The organism is Pediococcus pentosaceus (assembly GCF_001437285.1).
GTDB lineage: Bacteria > Bacillota > Bacilli > Lactobacillales > Lactobacillaceae > Pediococcus > Pediococcus pentosaceus.
This window is the reverse complement of sequence record NZ_JQBF01000006.1, coordinates 16,230-37,089: the sequence shown is the minus strand read 5'-3', so window position 1 is coordinate 37,089 and position 20,860 is coordinate 16,230. Positions and strand designations below refer to the sequence as shown.

General features: G+C 35.1%; 13 protein-coding genes and 1 pseudogene. 2 read left to right on the top strand and 12 right to left on the bottom strand.

Annotated elements, in window-relative coordinates; all coding sequences use genetic code 11:
• Positions 1 to 34: 34 nt before the first annotated feature.
• From uxaC to IV86_RS06860, 6 genes are all read right to left on the bottom strand, one after another.
• Positions 35 to 1,453 (bottom strand): glucuronate isomerase, encoded by a 1,419-nt coding sequence (gene uxaC / locus IV86_RS06885; RefSeq protein WP_002834450.1) that lies wholly within the window; start codon positions 1,451 to 1,453, stop codon positions 35 to 37.
• Positions 1,454 to 1,475: 22 nt separating this feature from the next.
• On the bottom strand, positions 1,476 to 3,029 hold the full coding sequence (locus IV86_RS06880; protein WP_002834449.1) for a tagaturonate epimerase family protein: 1,554 nt from the start codon (positions 3,027 to 3,029) through the stop codon (positions 1,476 to 1,478).
• 26 nt (positions 3,030 to 3,055) lie between these two features.
• A complete protein-coding gene (locus tag IV86_RS06875) occupies positions 3,056 to 4,486 on the bottom strand; it encodes a glycoside-pentoside-hexuronide (GPH):cation symporter (protein ID WP_036673295.1) in 1,431 nt (476 codons plus the stop codon).
• A 223-nt stretch (positions 4,487 to 4,709) separates the two neighbouring features.
• Positions 4,710 to 4,943, bottom strand: a complete 234-nt coding sequence (locus IV86_RS06870; RefSeq protein ID WP_002834446.1) for a hypothetical protein — start codon at positions 4,941 to 4,943, stop codon at positions 4,710 to 4,712.
• A 32-nt stretch (positions 4,944 to 4,975) separates the two neighbouring features.
• Positions 4,976 to 5,971 (bottom strand): D-isomer specific 2-hydroxyacid dehydrogenase family protein, encoded by a 996-nt coding sequence (locus IV86_RS06865; RefSeq protein WP_002834445.1) that lies wholly within the window; start codon positions 5,969 to 5,971, stop codon positions 4,976 to 4,978.
• A 34-nt stretch (positions 5,972 to 6,005) separates the two neighbouring features.
• A complete protein-coding gene (locus IV86_RS06860; protein ID WP_055125931.1) occupies positions 6,006 to 7,628 on the bottom strand; it encodes a mannitol dehydrogenase family protein in 1,623 nt (540 codons plus the stop codon).
• Between the two features lie 181 nt (positions 7,629 to 7,809).
• On the opposite strand from IV86_RS06860, the gene IV86_RS06855 reads away from it, so the two are divergent.
• Positions 7,810 to 9,228 carry an MATE family efflux transporter gene (locus IV86_RS06855; protein WP_307724819.1) on the top strand — a complete coding sequence of 473 codons (1,419 nt, stop codon included), beginning with the start codon at positions 7,810 to 7,812 and terminating at the stop codon, positions 9,226 to 9,228.
• A 1,232-nt stretch (positions 9,229 to 10,460) separates the two neighbouring features.
• Here IV86_RS06855 and IV86_RS06850 read toward each other — a convergent pair.
• Positions 10,461 to 12,956, bottom strand: a complete 2,496-nt coding sequence (locus IV86_RS06850; RefSeq protein ID WP_056979458.1) for a glycoside hydrolase family 31 protein — start codon at positions 12,954 to 12,956, stop codon at positions 10,461 to 10,463.
• A 273-nt stretch (positions 12,957 to 13,229) separates the two neighbouring features.
• Between IV86_RS06850 and IV86_RS06845 the strand changes: the two genes are divergently transcribed.
• The gene (locus tag IV86_RS06845) at positions 13,230 to 14,636 is read left to right on the top strand and encodes an MFS transporter (RefSeq protein WP_002834440.1); all 1,407 of its coding nucleotides are present in this window, start codon (positions 13,230 to 13,232) and stop codon (positions 14,634 to 14,636) included.
• A gap of 172 nt (positions 14,637 to 14,808) precedes the next feature.
• Here the strand turns inward: IV86_RS06845 and IV86_RS08845 are convergent.
• The 5 genes and pseudogenes from IV86_RS08845 to IV86_RS06825 all read right to left on the bottom strand — a co-directional run.
• Positions 14,809 to 14,979, bottom strand: a pseudogene (locus tag IV86_RS08845) (putrescine carbamoyltransferase); the annotation flags it as partial.
• A 197-nt stretch (positions 14,980 to 15,176) separates the two neighbouring features.
• Positions 15,177 to 16,682 carry a xylulokinase gene (xylB, locus tag IV86_RS06840; RefSeq protein WP_002834439.1) on the bottom strand — a complete coding sequence of 502 codons (1,506 nt, stop codon included), beginning with the start codon at positions 16,680 to 16,682 and terminating at the stop codon, positions 15,177 to 15,179.
• A 49-nt stretch (positions 16,683 to 16,731) separates the two neighbouring features.
• Entirely contained in the window at positions 16,732 to 18,075 is a 1,344-nt protein-coding gene (gene xylA / locus IV86_RS06835) for a xylose isomerase (protein ID WP_056979457.1), read from the bottom strand.
• A 14-nt stretch (positions 18,076 to 18,089) separates the two neighbouring features.
• The gene (locus tag IV86_RS06830; protein WP_056979456.1) at positions 18,090 to 19,241 is read right to left on the bottom strand and encodes an ROK family protein; all 1,152 of its coding nucleotides are present in this window, start codon (positions 19,239 to 19,241) and stop codon (positions 18,090 to 18,092) included.
• Positions 19,242 to 19,264: 23 nt separating this feature from the next.
• Positions 19,265 to 20,650, bottom strand: a complete 1,386-nt coding sequence (locus IV86_RS06825; RefSeq protein WP_002834436.1) for an MFS transporter — start codon at positions 20,648 to 20,650, stop codon at positions 19,265 to 19,267.
• Positions 20,651 to 20,860: the final 210 nt, after the last annotated feature.

Genomic DNA, 20,860 nt, shown 5'->3' with positions numbered 1-20,860 from the left:
ATTCAAGCCAGAGTCGTTATTTTTATATTAGTAATTAATCAAAGAATCCAAAATACTTATAAGCATTATTGTATGAAATATCTTGTACAACTTTACCCATTACTTCTGTATCTTCTGGAATTCTTCCTTGTTCAGATAGTTTTCCTAAGAAGTTACATAAAACGCGACGGAAATACTCGTGGCGTGGGTATGATAGAAAACTACGTGAGTCAGTTAACATACCTACAAAGTTAGGTAGCAAACTTTGTTGAGCAAATACACGTAACTGTTCGTCCATACCTTCAGCTGTATCATTGAACCACCAAGCTGCACCCAATTGAAGACGTTGCTTTGTCTTGCCTTGGAATGACTGCATAAGAGTTGCAATTTCCATCCAATCATTTGGATTCAATGAATAGAAAATCATCTTAGGCGTAATATCTTTTGTTGACATTTCTGTTAGTAATTTTTGTAGTCCAGTTACAATATCAGGCTGCGTCCCCATTGAATCGAATCCTGTATCTGGTCCTAATTTTTCATACATTGGAGTATTTAAATCACGTCCAGAATTGATATGGAATTGCATTACCCAATCAAATTCATTATTCAAACTCATTAATACTTTAAGCAAAGCTGTAAGGTAACCATCACGTTCTTCTCCAGTTAGTTTTTCACCATTAATTGCTTTAGCAATGATTTGATCAAGTTCACTATCTGATAGTTCAACAAAATGATATGTTGGCAATGAATGATCTGATAGGCGTCCACCCATTTCACTAAAGAATTCAAAACGTTGACGAAGAGCTTTTGTGATATCATCGAATGACTTGATTGAAATTCCTGAAATTTCAGAAAGTGTATTTAAATATTCTCCAAAACCTGGTTTTTCAATTTGCATTAATTTATCAGGACGCATTGCTGGAAGAGTTCTAAAACCACTTGTTTCCTCTTCTTCTTTTAACAACTTATGGTAGTTCAAATCAGAAGCTGGATCATCTGTTGTAGCTACTAATTTTACATCTGAATTTTTAATCAAGTTACGAGGCTTAAAATCGTCTGTTGCTAAAAGCTCGTTAGCTTTCTTCCAAATTCTTGGAGCTGATTCGACTGTCAAACGTTCGTCAATATTAAAGAAACGTTTCAATTCTAGGTGAGTCCATTCGTATAGAGGGTTTCCGTATGAATGTTCAATCGTGTCTGCCCAAGCAAGGAACTTTTCGTATTCATCCCCATCACCTGTGATCAATTCTTCATCGATACCATTGGCACGCATTAAACGCCATTTGTAGTGGTCACCATATGTACCCTCATTTAACCAGATCCGACTAATGTTAGGGTAATTTTTATTTTCATAAATGTCCTCAGGATTTAGATGGCAATGAAAATCAATTATTGGCATTTTTTCCGCATAATCATGGAAAAGCTTCTTAGCCATATCACTTTCGAGTAAAAAATCCTTATCTAAAAACTTCATAAACTTAATCCTCCTAGATTAATTAATTTTTAGGTTCATATTTAGCCAAAACTGCTTCTTTAGTTGTTTCTACACCTTGTAATAAGTCAACATGTTCTGCCATATGGATATTCAGGAACCTATCGTATTCATCCGTATGTGTTTCCAGAATGTCAAACAAACGATCGCGATATACGTTCTTGTAATTAACTGTATATCCTAATATTGACCCATACATTGTGTGCAATACTTGACGAGCATCATCATCCACTAATAGCATTTTTACGTCATCTTCAGTTAGTGTTTCTGGCTTTGGAGCCTTTCCATCTGTTTGAGCGTTAAAGACATAAAATGCTTTAACATCATCTAAATTATCATAGCTAAACTTGTAAAGTTCTAACATGAACTTAGGATCTTCGTGAGCGACCACTCGAAGTGCTTCGAGCCAGTTTGTACCGGCAGTCTTTACATGCCATCCGTAACCGTTGGCTAAGCGAGCAATAATTGGATATGCTGATAGTTTATCTGATCCAGAGTGAACGCTTAGTTTATAACCGAATTTTTCAGCAATTGCTTCATGTTCAGCAAACTCTTTTTCAAAACGAGCAAGATCACCAATGTAATCAATCCCCTTTTGGAATTCACCGTAGAAACGCGGTGCCAATGTTTCTGGTGTAACATTTGCATCAGCTAGCTCGTTAGCAAAGAAATAGTGTTGTGCAGGAGTTGTTGAGACTGGTGTTTCATCAACTGAAATTTCAAAATCTAGTGCAAATGGTTTAACAAATTTTTCATTTACATATTCGGCAAACAATACCCCTTCGTTGAATACCAATACGGATTCTTTTAAATCACGATTTGTAAATTCAACAGTTTGTCCATTACCTAAGTCAAATTTCTTGTTTAGATATTTTTCCTCAAATCCATGACGAATCTCATCTGATAACTTATTGTATTCTGCATCCAAATCTTCATCAGAGTAATTCAAGAATTCTGTATGAGTCTTTTCCGTCAAATCTAAGGTAATCATTGTTGCACCAGAGCGAACGGCATAATCAATTTCATAAGCGTTCTTTACATGATCACCATCTGCGCCCCATCCATCCGTATATCCTTCTTCAAAAACAGACCAAGAAGCTGCTTGAATTACATCTGTGAACGTACGATTACTCAAAAGTAATTCACGAATTGATTGTTGAGCTAATACAGGAAAGATTCCCTTTCCTTTTAGTAACTTGAGATGTGCATTCGATGCATTTCCCAAACGATCTCCTAATCCTAAAGTATATTTGTGACCATGACGTGATGAAGGATTAATCCATGCAAAACGTTTTGCTAAAGCTTTGTTATTGAAGAAATTAAGTGGAGCCTTAATCAAAGCATAGTCATCATCGATTAGGCATTCATCTGCTTGAAAATCTTTGATAGCTCTTGCATCTTCATATACTACCAAGCTCTTATTTCTACCTTCACGGTAAATCAGGTAAACATTGCGACGATCAATCTGTACAGATGGTTTATAAATCCCACTATCTACATCAGCATTACGGTCTTCTATTAAAGTTTTTACATCTGTTAATAAATTTTTCAAATTCATTATTATTGCCTCTTTCTAAATTTATTTTATAAATTTCCATTTTCCCAATGACCATGATCTAAGTCGTTAGAAATTCTTGTAAATTTCTCATCGTCCAAACGGAATAGGAGTAACAGAATTATCCCTGCTAGTGCTAAACAAATTGCTGGATACAATGTCATTGCAATTTTAATACCATTTAGAGCTGCACTAGTTTGCGCGTGATTTGCTACATAACCAGTTATTGCTAGTAGCCCTGAGGAAACTAAGGCTGCAATTGATTGAGCGATTTTCCGTGAGAAATTGAATGCTGCATATGTAATACCCTCTTTACGAGTGCCTGTATGCCATTCACCATAATCGATTACGTTAGATACCATTGCCCATGTGATACCGTTTGGAATAGCTAGCGCAACGTAACCAATGGTGACAAATAAGATAAATGTATATAAATTCGTTGGTAATACAAAGTTAATAGCGTTAGCAACTGCTCCGATAAATAAGCTCACAATCGCTGTACGTTTTTGTCCAAAATGCTTCGTTAGTGCTGGCACCATAAACACACCCGCGACTGAACTTCCCATCATGATAAAGTTAATAATCGGTTGTAATCCAATATTTCCTAAATTATATTGAGCGTAAAAGACCATCATTTGGTTATTAGTATTCATAGCCGAGATAGTAAACAACGTCATTAAAATCAAGGCTCCTAAAGGTCCATTGGTAAATACAACTTTTAAGTAATCCTTCATCCCCTCTTTTTCACCATTAGCACGTTTAACATGAAGATTTTCACGTGTACCTAAGAAACAAACTAAGAATCCTAACACACCCGCGACTGCAAAGATGGCTGCAGAAATTGTGTAGCCGTGTAGCGGATGACCACCACTAGTAGCCGTCATCAGTGGGATGAATGCAACCCCAGCAATCAATTGCGCTGCTACTGATCCAATTTGACGAGTAGTCGACATGAAACTTCGATCTTCCAGATTACGGCTCATAACCGAAGCCAATGATCCGTACGGGTCATTGGTCATTGAGTAAAACACACCCCAAATCATGTACGTGATAAGAGCATACATAATCTTCTGGTTCATACTTAACCCAAGTGGCATTGTAAATGTTACAACTGTCATTATTGCTAGTAGAATAGCTGAGAGCATCATCACCGGCCTAAATTTACCATGCTTGCCCGCTTTACGATTATCTACTGCGGCTCCAACGATTGGATCCATAACAGCATCAAAAATTTTGGTGAAGGCAAAAATTGCCCCAACGATTCCCGCCGAAATTCCCGTACCATCAATCCAAAATTTAGTTAGATAAGCCTGACCTAAGTCAAACATAAATCCGTTACCCATATCACCAAATCCATATGCAATTTGTTGTGATTTAGGGATTCTCTTAGTTGAATCATTTAATAATACATCTGTTTTTTTAGAAACTTTTACTTCATTTGCATGCGTATTTTCCGCCATAAATTCACCCTCCGAAACAAGTTTTCCCAAAATGTTCACGAGAACATTTTAGGAAAATAAAGGTGGTCTGTGACACTCAAAAGAGTCTTAAACAGCCCCAGATGTTTGGACTCCTTCTACGTGTCATCATACACCTAAACAGAAAACGTTTTCAATGATTTTTCAAGAGAAACGCTAAACATTATTCAATTTAATAATATTTAGCGTTGTTCTCCCTGAATCACTAGAGTCTTAATCCTTTTAGCGCTTGTGCCAACATTTCACGATCTTCTCTGTTGTAGAATTTGAATTGGCTTGACTCTAACTTATTAAATTCCTCAATTAGCATATAAGCTGCTAAATAGCGCTTCAACCCATCTTTGCTTGCTCTAATATCATCTGGATTATCTAATTTAGAACCCCCAACTACTGCTAGCGCAAACTGGTTTGGATCAATCTTAATTTTCTTATCATTCATTTTTAAATTCCTCCACGTAATTTAATAATGTGTTATTTAACATTTTTTGTCAATTCACGGACAAGTGGAGTATCGCTAACCATATTTTTAACATCTGATACACATTTTTCCCCCATACCATGTAAACATTCATATGTATATGCGGATGTGTGCGGTGTAATCAAGAAATGTTCATCACTCAAGAATGGATGTGTAGCACGCACTGGCTCCACTTCCATCGTATCAGCTGCATAGCCACCAACTTTTCCAGCTTTTACTGCATCCAACATTGCTTCTTCGTCAATCAAGGCTCCTCGAGCATGATTTACAAAGAAAACACCCTTTTTAGCTTTATTTAAAGTTTCAGCATTGATCATGTGTTGATCGGTTGCATTTAATGACGCATTCAAAGAAATATAATCACAGTTTGCTAGTAATTCATCTAATTCTACCCGTTTGATATTAGGATGTTTTTCAAACCAGCCTTCTGGAGCATGAGGATCAGGATCGGTTACCATGACATCTTTCCCAAAGAAACTAAATAACTCTGCCACCCTACTACCAATGTTTCCGCAACCAATTACACCAAATTGTTTGTCAGAAAATTCATGTCCCATAAACTGAGCACGGTCTTCATAATGATCATCCTTAACTCTTTGAGCCGCAGCACCTGTTTGTCGTACAAGTGCCATCAAATTAGTTAAAGCATTCTCTGCAACCGCATTACGCTCTACCAATGGAGGAACAATTGTAACCTTTGTACCATGTTCCTTAGCAGCTTTCAAATCAATGTTGTTATAACCAATACCATGGCGTGAAATTAATAATAATTCATCTTTATTATCGAAGAAATCTTTTTTGAAGAATGGCGTTACGCTAGAAACAATAATATTATAACCGCGTAGTTTTTCAGCCAATTCAGAACCAGGTATATTAGGGTCCACCATAAAACGATCTACCGTTCCGATTTCTTCTAATTCTTGCCAATGCTCTTTAAAAACTTGTCCAAAACTACTAGAATTAACAACTGCTATTTTGTATTCTGTCATTACCTTTTCCACACTTTCTTAAAAGAATAGTTTTTTATTGCAAAGCCTTATGCAATGTTGATTTAATAGCACCTTTACCAGTTAACATACTCTTAAAGTCAGCTTCAATTTTCTCTGCTAAGCCAACTTGGTATAAATCAACTCCGAATATATCTACGTTGGATAATATTTTTATTACTTTATCGTGAATGCCATCAGCATTTCCAAAACTTATATCTTTAACTTGTTCGTGTAGCTCGTTGAATAACGGGTCTGGACTTGGTTGGAATTCTTCTCCACTATCATCGATTGCCATTAAATAACGTAACCAAGCTGCAATTACCAATGGAATAAACTTTAAATTCTTAGGATCAAGTGCTGGTGTTTGAACATAATGTTTAATAGTAACCCCGTAACGAATTGCTAATTTTTGTGAAGTATCCGTCGCAATCCGTTGAGGTGTATCTGGAATGTATGGATTTGGTAAACGTTTAGTTACTAATTCATCAATAAATTCTTTCGGATTAATCACCTCAGGATCTTTAACCACCGGCAATCCTTCTGTATATCCGATTTTCTTAATCAAACCTACTAGATCTTCATCTTCCATTTCTGAAGCAATTGATTTAAACCCTAGCACTGATCCAAATATTGCCAATGCAGTATGTAAAGGATTCAAACAAGTAGTAACTTTCATTTCATCAGCAGCATTTACCGTATCTCGGCTTGCCATAATTACGCCGGCTTTTTCAAATTTAGGACGTCCATTCGGAAAACTATCCTCAACAACTAGATAATGTGCCTCTTCGGTATTAGTAAATGCAGCAATATTAGTATGCTGCGGTGTGTGTAATATATCTGCATCTTCAAATCCATCCTCACTTAAATCATTTGAAATCTTATCGGATGGGTTAGGAGTAATACGATCAATCATTGATAATGGGAAGGAAATTTTATCCTTATCCGACAAATAGTTGATAAAACTTTCATCAACAAAGCCATTATTTTTCCAAGCATTAGCTATTTCTAACACCGTTGACTTTAATCGATCTCCGTTTTGTGAAAAATTATCTGTACTCAGTAAAGTCAATGGCTTGACATTAGTTTCGTAGCGTGTAAGGAGGAGGCTCACCAAAGTTGTCATGTTATTTTTAGGATATTTAGGACCATTTTCTAAATCTTCTGCCACAACTGGGAAGTATTCACCAGCGCCATTTTTTAGATTATATCCTTTCTCTGTAATTGAAAAAGAAACGACTTGTAAACTATCCGCTGCAAAAATTTCTTTTAGCCGTTCGAAACCCTTTTGGCCTGCATCAGTTGGACCAGCAAAGATTGCTTCTCCGACTGAAGCAAACAATTCACGTTCTTGTGTACCGTCCGCTTTCGTAATAACGCGTACCACGCGATTATTATATTTATCATATACATCAGGGATGACTGCTTGATCATAAGTTTCTACAACAGTTACGCCCGTTTCCATTTTTTTATCATTGATTAACTTATTAGCAATTGCTGCGTGAAAAGCACGAAATAAATTTCCACCACCAAAATGAACCCAACGAGGCGATTCCTTCGTTTTTTTAATAATAGTATCTTGTTCATACATTGGTACTTTTATACCTAACTCAGCAAAATAATTACCATTAGTTAGATAATCATCAGTAATTTTAACCATAACTCTCAAACCCTCCATTACGTATTTATTGATAATTGATAATCGACAACTGATATACTAGTATCGTTGAATACGCTTTCATTTTATCACATAAAAAAAAGCTGTCAATAGCAGATTATTCCTTATTTTAGCTTAAATTTTAACTAGAAATTTTTTCGATTACCCTGTATATTAATGTTAAATAACCCTTAATGCCTATAAACTGATATACCTGTATTGCATTTTAATCAAAAAAATATGGAGAAAAATCATGACTTCTAAAGAACTTAATGCCGATTTAACCCAGGGTAAACCTTTCATTAAAATTCTTATTTTTTCTATGCCTTTAATTGGGGGAAGTATTTTCCAACAATTATATAACTTTATCGATACAATAATTGTCTCTCGATTTCTTGGAATTGATGCATTAGCAGCAATTGGAGCTTATTACCCTTTAAGCTTTTTAGTTTTGGGTTTTATTCAAGGCTCTTGTATAGGTTTTAGCATTCCGTTATCGCAAGATTTTGGTGCTAAAAACCATGACGCTATAAAAAAAGACTTATTTAATGGCTCACTAATTTGTTTAGTATTAACTCTTACAATTACTCCCCTAATGATTATGGTGGCTGGTTATCTGTTAGAAATTTTGAATACACCTCAAGAAATCATGTCTATCGCAACAAATTTTACTATGATTTCTTTTTGCGGAATTCCATCCAATATTCTATATAATTATTCTTCGAGTATCCTACGAGCTCAAGGTGATTCTAAACATCCTTTTTTCTTCTTAATTCTATCTTTAGCTATAAACATTGTTTTAGCTTTAATTTTTATTTTATTCTTCAATCTTGGACTAAATAGTATTGCTATTGCCACTGTTATTAGTGAATTTTTCGCTGGTATTTTAAATATTGTGTATTACATTAAACATCCTTCGTTTGTTAAAATTTCACTTTCTCGTAATTTTTTTAATTTTCAAATTTTTACGCATATTTGTATCATAGGTTTTCCAATGGGAGTGGAGTACTCTATTTCTGCGCTGGGGGCCATTGTTATGCAAAATGCTATCAATTCATTAGGTATCTATGCCGTTGCAGCACAATCCGCTGGTGATAAAATTCGTCAATTATTCACACTTCCTATGGAAAGTGTAGGGGCAGCCGTTGCTACATATATGGCACAAAATTATGGTTCTAAACAATCAGCTAGATTAAAAAATGGTATCAAAGCAAGTTTAACTATCCAAATTATTTGGTCCCTTTTTTCCTTTATACTTATTTTATTTTTAAAAAAACCGATTATTAACCTAGTTTTAGGTGTTAGTAAGGGACCAGTATTTTCAATGACTCATCAATATCTAACCATTGTAAGCTATTTCTTTATTATTCACGGAAGTCTTATGATATTCAGAAACACCCTACAAGGATTAGGACATAGTATGTATGCTGTTATTTCTGGAGTTGGTGAATTAATCGGAAGGTCCATTGGTGGATATTTAGCAATTACATCACTCAGTTATACTATGATCTGTTACTCTAATCAATTGGCTTGGATTGTATCTTTAAGTTACTGTGTAATCGCTTTGAGTTTTGTATCAAAAAAAGACACTTTACTATATTAGTTTAGAAAGACGTTATAACAGAAACGTAAAAGGGTAATAAAAAGTTAGACAAAATATATTTAATTTTATACGATGGATTATTCTCGAAATTCATCGGAAGTCAAGCCTTTCTACAGAAATTCTTTGGTTGTCGTGCCACTAACATATTCGGCGACACTTTAATTTAAATCCGCATGTTCACTAACAACGATTGTTATTAGTTCATGACTGGCTCCATCCATAATGATCGTAAATTTAGTTAGAGTTTCTAAAAATATTTCTAACATAGTTTTTACTTTTGGCGTGCTTCTCTGGTTTAATGCTTCAATAAAGGAATTAAACGAACTGGTTAAGCAAATTTAGTTCAGACGGTACACATACTTATCATCGCTAATTTTTGGAGAGTATTTTATACGATGCTTATCCTAACTTAATGTTCACAAACTAATCCACCTTAAATATTTTAGTATATTTTGGCATAAGAAACCCCAGAATTATTAGATTTACTTTCTAAATAATGGCTCTACAATAACTAGTGTCGATGGATAATAAAAATTGTCTATCGACACTTTTTTACGCAAAAAAGGACATCTCCTCATCCTTAGTGCTACAATCATGTCGACTAAAACCCAATTGAAAGCAGATGATAATATATTCTGTACTGTCTTTATACAAGATAATGTCCTTAAAACTGATACCGAAAATAGAAATATTATTTATCACTTCGAACGATACTATAGCTTATCCAGTCGTAAGACTGTTAAATCGTGTAACCACTCAAGTTAAAATCGCTACTATGCATCAATCTCAATGGAACTCTAGAGAATATCGCCTTTTAAAATACTATTGGAGTTTATATTTAAAACCATTCAATCAGATAGAGTCGAAAAATCCTACTTAGAAATCACATTTAAAGGATTGTTTAACCTCTAAACAAGTTGTTTCCGAAGATATTAGTGCTAATTCGGATTTTTCTGAAGTCTACTTTGTTGTTCAATCCATTGCTGATACCATTCGGTATCAAAACAAAGAAAGATTGTTACAACTACTTAAAACCAAAACTACTAATCCATCGCACACTTACGTATATAGAAACTGAAAACACTTAAGAGATTATATATATCAAATTTATATTTAAAGCTAAAAAAGAAAACCAATTCGTAAATGAATTGATTTTCTTCATCAACACTTGTTGACTTAGGGCCTAAATAATTAGGGAGTATTTCGTAAAAATACGGAATTTCTTTTATTTATTAAATTGAAATCAAATCTTTCACATGAAAATTAACTCCAACTTGATAAATATTTTGTTTTGGATTTGCATAACGGATTAAGGCTCTTCGTTTCTCTCCGTCAAAATACCATCCTGAATTAGTATCTTTAAATTTTTCATAACTAAGATATCTATCCAATTCTTCCTGTTCAATTCTCACTGTCAAAGGTGCTATCTTTGAACAATAAACTTCTAATTCAATAGTTTTAACTTTAGTTTGATAACTTCCTTCACGTTGTACATTAATATTTACTCCATCTGAATCGGGTTTAACTCGAACTTTGGTCTCCAAAAATTCTCCTTTTTTATAGTCATTGGACACCCCATCATCTTCATAAATTGTAAACGAAGTTTCCGTACTTGGCTCAATCATCAATTCAAGTTTATTAATTAAATCATTATGAACGTTATTAAGCTCTTTACTCTGTGGAACGATACTGCCACATCTTAAAAACATCGGAATACTAGATAAATCAACAGGTATTTCAATTGTTTGACCACCATCGTAGTATTTCGAAGTTTTCATATCAAACCATTTCGTGCCCTCAGGTAGATATATTTGTTTTTGAACTTGATCTCGTTCAAGGACATTGGCTATTAATAATGATGGTCCTAACATGAACTCAAAACTTTCCTCCGCAACGGCTGGATCATTTTGAAATTCGTAGACAAGTGGACGCATAATCGGTTCACCCTTAGTAGCTGCAATGTGTAAAAGAGAATAAAAATAAGGAATTAACGAATATCTGAGTTTAATTGCATCTCTAATATATTTAGTATAGTTCGGATATGTCCAAGGTTCAGTAACTGTATTATCGGTATTACATGAATGAATTGAAAATCTAGGCTGAAAAATCCCATTTTGTACCCAACGGACAAATAGTTCAGGTTCTGGTAGTGGCCCATCGAACCCACCAATATCGCAACCTTGATTTGCCACACCAGATAATCCCATGCCTAAGATAGTTGGAACATTATACTTTAAGTTCGTCCAACTTGTATAATTATCTCCTGCCCAAGTTTGTGCGTACCTTTGTATACCAGCAAAGCCCGCTCTATTCACTAAATATGGCCTTTTTTCAGGCATAGCTTCGTTAATTGCATCTTTAGCAGCCTTTGCCATCATCGTCGACATAACAGGCTTCAATTCACCAATGGTTTTGCCTTGACCCTCAGCGTCTACTCTAGCATTATCATCATTAATCTCATATTCATTATTATCATTCCAGATTGAACTTATTCCATTCGAAATTAAGGACCTCTTCATATATTTTTTCCAAGTCTCTCTACCTTTCGGGCTTGTAAAATCAACAAAGTGAGCTGCACCTCCCCAATATTGATCAACTTGATCATCATCGTTATTTTGGTTTCTGACATATGCTTTGTTTTGCTCAAAATCTTTCTTAAAAGGATGTGTCAATAACATTCCTGGCTTAATATTCGGAGCTAACAAAACTCCTTTTTTTTCTAGTTCCTCAACAAATTTTTGGGGATTTGAAAATCGCTTTTTGTTCCAATTGAATACATATCTCTTACCGTCTTTTCCTGAAGTGTATCCTGAAGATAGAAAGAATCCATCACAAGGAATATCATTCTTTTTGCATGTATCAACGAAATCTAAAATAGCCTTATCCGCATCTTTTTCTAGTTCTGTATAGAACATTGTAGAGCCCATATATCCAAATGAAGACATTGGCATCATTGCAGATTTTCCAGTCAAATCCGTATAATGTTCTACTACATCTTTAATAGTTGGTCCGCCAATAAAAAATACATCAAGGTCTCCACCATCACACTGAAAATAGCTATATCTTAACCAATAATTACTATGTTCACAATCCATATCAAAAACTGAATCATGTGCTGTATTATAGAATAAACCAGTTGCAATATTATTTTCAGTGTTAAAATTAATGTAGAACGGAATCATTTTATATAGAGGGTCTGATTTTTTGGCATTCCATCCTAATGAATCTGTATTATGCATCCGCATACGTCGTTTGAATTTATTTAATTCCCCAGATTTTTCTCCGAATCCATAAAATTTATTCGTATCTCCCATCGTACTGTAATGGTATTCCCGTCCATTATCATCCATAACAAAAGAACGTCGTGGCAGATCCTTATGTACTACGTTTCCATATTTATCTACAATCTCAAAATAAAATGGTGCTTTATAGATATGTAGTGCATATTTCCCATTTTGTACTGTATATTTATCTTCTTTCTCTACCATTTGAATTTGTATTGGAGTAACTTTTTTTCTTTCGTTCGCTAATAATCCGTCAGTTGTATCTTCCCAAGCTGTCTTAACTAATGCGTAAGATTGTTCGGGTTTAAATTCATCATCAAACGTTCCGCGAATCCGAATAATATTTTCATCTAAAAGATATACCCTAAAGTTAGCTCCATCGGTCTTAATATCTAAATAATCGTCATTATTTTTAATATTCAATAAATTTCGGCTTGTTTTCATCTAAAGTCACACCATTCCTTTTTTAACTTTGTAAAAGAAAATATTTATCCAACAAGTGATATATTAGATACATCAGTATGTAATCACTTTAATATGTTATGTAAACGCTGTCAATAAGTAAAAAATTACTTTTTAACTTTATCTGTGTAACATTATTCCACAATGTTGTATTTTTTTATGTGATATTAATTTTCCATTGAAAACGCTTTCTTTAAGTGATATTATTTTGCTGTACTGATATATCAGATTAAAAATTAAAGGAGCGTGCCACTTTTGGATAAAACACAAAAAACCATTACCTTAAATACTAAACCTTTTAATATTAAGGATAAGGTCGGTTATATGTTTGGCGACATTGGAAATAATTTCTCTTTCAACGTTGTTAACTCATTTTTGATGATTTTTTATACAAACGTACTTGGATTAACAGGGGCCCAGATTGGAATATTATTTCTCATAGCACGTTTTGTAGATGCATTCGCAGATATTACCGTGGGTCGACTTGTAGATAACAGTAAACTTCACAAATCAGGTCGTTTTAAACCTTGGATGAGTCGTATGCAATACCCATTATTAATTTTTCTAGTGCTATTATTCGTGCCAATTGTACAAACTTGGGCTCTTCCAGTTCGATTACTCTGGGTATTCATTACTTATCTCGGATGGGGAATCTTCTACTCTACCGTTAATATTCCATACGGATCGATGGCTTCCGCGATTAGTAGTGATCCTAATGATAAAACTTCTCTATCTACATTCCGTGCCCTCGGTTCGGCTTTAGGTAGTGCCATTACAAGTTACATTATTCCATTATTTATTTACATCGGAGCAACACAAAAAATTTCAGGAACTCGTTTTTTCTGGGTTGTAGCAGCTTGTGCAGTGCTAGGATGGGTGTGCTATGAATTAACCATTCACTTAACAACTGAACGTGTTAGGACCGAAAAAAGTGAAAAAGTCCCTTTGGGTCGTTTAGTTAAGGGTCTATTTGAAAATAAGGCGTTAGTTGTTTTAGTTTTAGTTGATATCATGGTTGTTATTAATCAAAATCTTTCGGGAACTATGATTTCATATCTATTCAACGATTATTTTAAAAACAAGAGTGCTATGGCTGTTGCTTTAATTTTTAATTTTGCTACTGTCATCTTACTCGCCCCATTTGGTCACTATCTCACTAAAAAATTTGGACGCAAGGAAACGTCAATTGTTGCTTTACTTTTTGGAGCTTTGATGTATGGTACTTTATTAGTAGTACATACTCAAAGTGTTGCTTTTTACTTAGTAATGCTTTTCTTTGGTTCTTTAGGTGCCGGTATGTTCAATTTAATGGTTTGGGCATTCATTACTGATGTTATTGATAATCACGAAGTACTCACTGGTGTCCGTGAAGATGGAATTGTTTATGGAGTAAATTCATTTGCACGAAAAGTTGCTCAAGCTATCGCTGGTGGATTTGGTGGTTTTATGCTTACTTTCATTGGATACCAATCATCTACAGGTGGCGGAGTCATTCAGAATGACGCTGTTATTCACCGTATTTATAACTTAGCAACCGGTATTCCAACTTTCTGTTTAGCTTTTGCTGCTTTATTGCTTCTATTCTTCTATCCACTTAGCAAAAAACGCGTTACTGAAAATGCTACTAAACTTGCAAAGTTACATGAAAATAATATTCAATAATAAAATTATTTACTAATTAAAAATTAGCTTATTCACTAAAAAAGAGGATTGAACAGTATTCTAAAATCGTTCAGTCCTCTTTTTAACTATCCAATTCCTAGCAACTAATATAGTTATAACCTGTTAATATTACTTTCCACTAAGCATCTAATTTTCTTATAGCTTCTGCAGAAGTTCTAGTTGAGCTTTCTACAGAAATCATGCCAAGCGTCTTATTTTTTAGAAGTAGTGGCTAGTAACCATTCTTAATTGATTCTTTTATCTTAAGACCAAGATTAATCATGTATTTGATTTCCTCTTGTGTATATGTATTAGTGTCAATAAAATCTCTTTTTGTATTCATAACTGGTACTCCCTTTCGTTTTGCTTTACTTTGTTTACATGCTTATCACAAATTAATTACAAATGCAAATAAAACATTTTTAAATGCCTTGCGACAGGGTTCTAACCTATGTAACACGTGTCATTTCATGAAACATGTTTCATTTCACATAAAAAAGCCTTCTCCACTAATTTGGAGAAAGCCTTTATAAATACCCTCTAGAGATTATTTCGTCTATATTCCATTAATCCATGACTGATTTCTGCAATTTGACCATACACTCGTTTATACAATCGATACATCTTTTCATATTTTTCAACATTACCACTATTAGGCACATATTCTTGATCATATGACACAAATTTTTGGGCACAATCGTTCAATGAATCGAACCAACCGACTCCCACAGCGGCAATCATTGCCGCTCCTAAGCCGGGCCCTTGTTCATTCTTTAAAGTAACCACTTTTTTATTGAAAACATCGGCTTGAATTTGGAGCCATAGTGGACTCTTAGCGCCTCCTCCGATTGATACTACCGTATCAAAATCACTACCCTTTTCGGCAAAGATTCGCATAATATCTTTGAACGAGAAGACAATTCCCTCTAATACAGCCCGGGTAAAGTCTGCCTTATTATGGGTTCCATCAATTCCAATGAAACTACCGCGCGCGTCACCATCAGGGTATGGAGTCCGTTCGCCAACAATATATGGCGTAAATAACAAACCATTAGCACCGACGGTGGAATCGCCTGCGGCGTTTACAAATTCTGTGAAATCTTGATCGGCACTAAAAGTCTTCTTAAACCAACTCAGACTGTAGCCCGCCGCTAAGGTCACTCCCATCGTATAAAATTTATTTGGAATAGCGTGGTTAAAGAAATGTAATGCTCCCTTATAATCGACATCGGCATTATCTTCATACTTCAATACTACTCCGGAAGTTCCAATTGAAGATAGGACTTGATTAGAACTTAAGATTCCGGCTCCAATCGCTCCTGCCGCATTATCAGCGGCTCCGCCGTAGATCTTAGTCGTCGTCTTCAATCCGGAGAACTTCGCATACGTATCTCCAATCGTACCAGCGAATCCAATGGATTCAATTAATGGCGGGAAGATTGTTTGAGGCAAATCGAAGGCGTCCGCAATCTTCGTACTCCAAGTTTTGTTTTCTTCATCTAACATTACGGTTCCTGCCGCGTCCGAATATTCCATCGCGATTTTCCCGGTCATCCGATATCTTAGATAATCCTTGGGCAATAAGAATACTGATACATTATTAAAGAGTTCTGGTTCATTTTCTTTTACCCATAAAAGTTTAGGCAAAGTAAATCCTTCTAGTGGAACATTACGAGTGATATCAATAAAATCTTGTCCCATTGTATCTAGAATTTCTTTGCATTGTTCCGTTGTTCGGGTATCATTCCACAAAATAGCTGGGCGTAAAACTTGATTATGGTCATCTAATAGAACCAGTCCATGCATTTGTCCAGAATAGCTAATCCCAGTAATTTCATCCGGTTTGATACCATCCACTTTAATCAACCGGTCGATAGCCGCAGTTGTTCCGGTTACCCAATCCTCCGGATTTTGTTCACTATAACCTGGTTCGGGCTGATTCAAACTGTAGGCTTCACTTTGTTGGGCGACAATTTTTCCTTCACGGCTTACGGCTGAAACCTTAACCGCACTTGTTCCTAAATCTACTCCTAATACAACTTCCATGTCATTCACCTCTTCAAAATAAAAAGGTGGCAATTCGCCACCTTTTCGCTTATTTGCCTAATACGGTAAAAATATAATTATTTAATGTTGATTTCAATTGTTCTAAGTGACCAGATTTTGTTGCGGCAATCAATTCTGATTGAGGCTTATCGATCACATAATCTTCAAGTTCTTTGAAGGTTACCTTATCATTTTCAAAGTCGGCACCGATACCAGACTTGAATGAGCTGTAGCGATCTTCAATTACTGAATCAAATACACGATCTTCAAGTAATTTAGCAGCTACTCTCAATCCAGCAGCATAAGTATCCATACCTGCAGTATGAGCTAAGAAGAGGTCTTCCATAGTGAATGATTGACGTCTTGGTTTAGCATCAAAGTTTAAACCACCAGTAGCTAGGCCACCATTCTTAAGCATCTCATACATAACAAGGGTTGCTTCATAAATATCATTAGGGAATTCATCAATATCCCAACCAATCAACTTGTCACCCATGTTGGCATCAAGCGAACCAAGTAAGCCAGCGTCACGAGCCACACGAACTTCATGTTCGTAAGTGTGGCCTGCAAGATAAGCATGGTTACCCTCAAGGTTTAACTTAAAGTCTTTTTCTAGACCGTAGGTCTTAAGGAAGGCAATTGTTGTTGCCGCATCTGTATCATATTGATGTGATGTTGGTTCCTTTGGTTTTGGTTCAAGCAGGAATTGTCCTGTGTAACCAATTTCGTTAGCATAATCCTTAGCCATGTGGAAGAATTTAGCAATGTGTTCTTGTTCAAGTTTCATATCAGTATTGAGTAATGATTCGTAACCTTCACGACCACCCCAAAAAACATAGTTCATGGAATTTACCCGTTTAGCAATTTCCAAAGAATGTTTGATTTGAGCAGCTGAGTAAGCAACGATATCAGCAAAAGGTGCTGTAGCACCACCCGCAACGAAACGAGGGTTAGTAAAGAGACTTGATGTGTTCCAAAGCACTTTCTTACCAGTTTCTTGCATCTTTTCAACAATTTTGTCGACTACTTTGTCTAAATTAGCATTAGTTTCACGTAAAGTATTGCCTTCTGGAGCTAAATCACGATCATGGAATGCGAAATATTCAACGTTCATCTTGTCCAAAAATTCAAACATGTAATCTACTTTAGCCAAAGCTTGTTCCATTGGATCTTCAAATTTGTCCCATGGACGTTGAGCTGTACCATCTCCGAATGGATCAACTAAACGTTGGTCCATTGTGTGCCAGTAAGCAACGGAGAATTTCAACCATTCGCTCATCTTCTTGCCTTGGATAAGTCCGTCTGGGTTGTAGTAGTGAAAACCATCTCCAGCCTTTAGACCTTTTTGGTTACCAATATATTCCATCTTGTTAAAATCGTAATATTCACTCATTATAAAAACCTCTTCTATTTTTTGTATTGTAATTTAAGTTTCGAAACACCTAAAATAGTTCGAATCATTTGGGCACAGCCGCCATAAAGACTTGCATTTTTAACGTTCTCACTTAAAACAATCGGTGTATTTCTAACCGAAACATGTGCAAAACCATTACTTATTCGTTCTAAAATTTCTGGAAATTCTTTGAAAATGTATGCATTAACAACTAACACGTCCGGATCAAATGACACAATTACGTTATTAATTATCTTTGCAACATTATTCTCAAACTCTTTTAAAATTTCTAACGTTTCTTGATCTTTATCATCAAACATTTGTCGAACTAGTTGCCAATTTATATATTCCAATTTTTTAGCATTTTTAATCCGCGCTAAAATTACTTGGGGAGAACAAACGTCTTCAATTTTGTTGCTTTTCTCAAGTGACTGATTTTCGCTTTCAAAAGCAACCGTTTGACCAATCTCGCCTGCTTCACCTTTTCGTCCTCGATACAATTCGCCATCAATAATTATTCCTGCACCAATACCTTTATGCATACTAATGCTGACTGCATTCTGAATTTCATTTACGCTATAATCGCGCTCAAAAGTGGCTGTCAAATTAGCCTCATTTTCTAAAATTACTGGTATATCAAATTTTTTTGACAACGTATCAGCCAAATCAATTTGTTTCATATTCCAAAAAAGAGAATAAATAACTTGATTTTTATGAACGATTCCATGGATCGATACTAAAAGTCCTAGCAATCGTTCTTTATGCATTTCTTGAAATTCAGCCAATATTTCATATATTTTTTCAATGGCTGTGCTTATATCGTCATTTTCAAAAATTATGTGTCTACTATCTAATTTTTGACCATTAATTGACATAGAAAGCACTGATAATTCTTGATATCCAAGATCGATGCAAACCACATATCCATATTTCGAATTAATCCGTAACAACTCTGGCTTTCTTCCACCTTGTTGTGTGCTATCTCCAGATCCCGCTTCAACAACCAATCTACTTGAAATAAATTTATTAATTATTTGTGACACAGTCACTTTGTTTAGGCTAACATCCCTAGCTACCTGGCTTTTTGAAATCGGACCTTCGGTAAAAATTCTCTGTAAAACTGATTTTTCGTTTGCTGATCTCATCGTTTCTTTATGAATTACCATGTTGCTCTCCCTAATTACTTATATTATTCTTCTTCGTTTTCTTTTTGATGTTTTGCTGCAAGATCTGCTTGCATCTTATCTTCAACACCATCTACCTTGTAGAATAACAAAGCAATTGCTGATAGTCCAAAACCAATAATTGGAACCCAAATGTAATTTTGTTCAATAGCTCTTAAGGCTGTTGCTGTTTGTGTAGCATTAGCTACATAACCACCTGCACTCAAAATCATACCAGTTACTGCACCACCAATACCCATTCCAAGTTTAGCAGAGAAGCTAGAGAATGAAGTAACGATACCTTCGGCACGAACACCATTCTTCCATTCACCATAATCCACTGAGTCAGCTAACATAACAGCAATTAATCCTGAAACAAAACCAGTTCCTAGATATCCAACCAAGGTTGCAACAATAATGATTGCTACACTTAATTGACTTGCACCTATACTCAAAATTAATTGACCAACAATTGCTAAGAGCATTCCCATTAACATGGTATTTCTCTTACCAATTTTTTTAGCTACCGCTGGTGTAATAACAACTGCCAACAATGCCACAATTTGTAAACCTAATACCAATGAAGCTAATCCGGCGTTATGCATGTTGTATTTGAAGAAATAAACAGTAACTTGACTCTTGGTTTGCATTCCAAGCCAGTAAATAAAATTGATAAAAATGACAATTGCCCAAGGCCAATTTTTCTTGAGCGCTTTCAAAGATTGTTTAACTGGAATGGATTTTCTTGAACTCTTAGTTTGAATACGTTCTCTTGTATTAGCAAAAGTTATTAATAATAAAATTGCAGAGATAATAGCCAAAATTAATACACTAATAAAGAAACCTTTTTGTTGATTGCCACCACCAAAGAAGTTAACCATTGGTAATGCTGCAACTGTAACAATGGTTGCGCCTGCTGTACCAAAGAATTGACGAATTGTACTTAGAGTTACACGTTCATCAGTATCATTTGTTAAACTAGGCAAAATTGAAGTAATTGGAATATTTACAGCTGAATACAAAACATCTACTCCAATATATGTGATGTATGCCCAAACAACCTTTCCACCCATGCTTAGATTAGGTGTTGTGAAACACAATACACAGAAAATTGCGAATGGGATAGCAAACCATAGGAAGAATGGACGACTCTTACCCCATCTTGTATGGGTATGATCAATTAATAATCCCCAAACTGGACCATCAATAGCATCCACAATACGAGCCACCAAGAATAACGTTCCTACTGCAGCTGCTGTAATCCCGAAAACATCTGTATAGAAGAACATTAAGTATGTTCCAATCATTTGGAATGACAAGTTACATGCAAAATCACTCACAGCATAACTAATACGTTCTTTCCATGAAACTAAATTATGTGTATGTACTGGTTCTTTTTGTGGTATTTCCATAATATTAGCACCCTTTTCCTAATTTTTTATTATGATACAAAAGGTTTGTTAGTTCTATTTACAAACAACATTATACATGCTTAGATATTTTTGTAAAGCGTTTTCAAAAAATAATAAAAGCGTTGACATTAAAAGTGTATTCGCTTACAATTTGTTTTTGAAAAGGTTTGTTAGTTTTGCTTATTAATTGATTTGTCTATTAATTCAAGG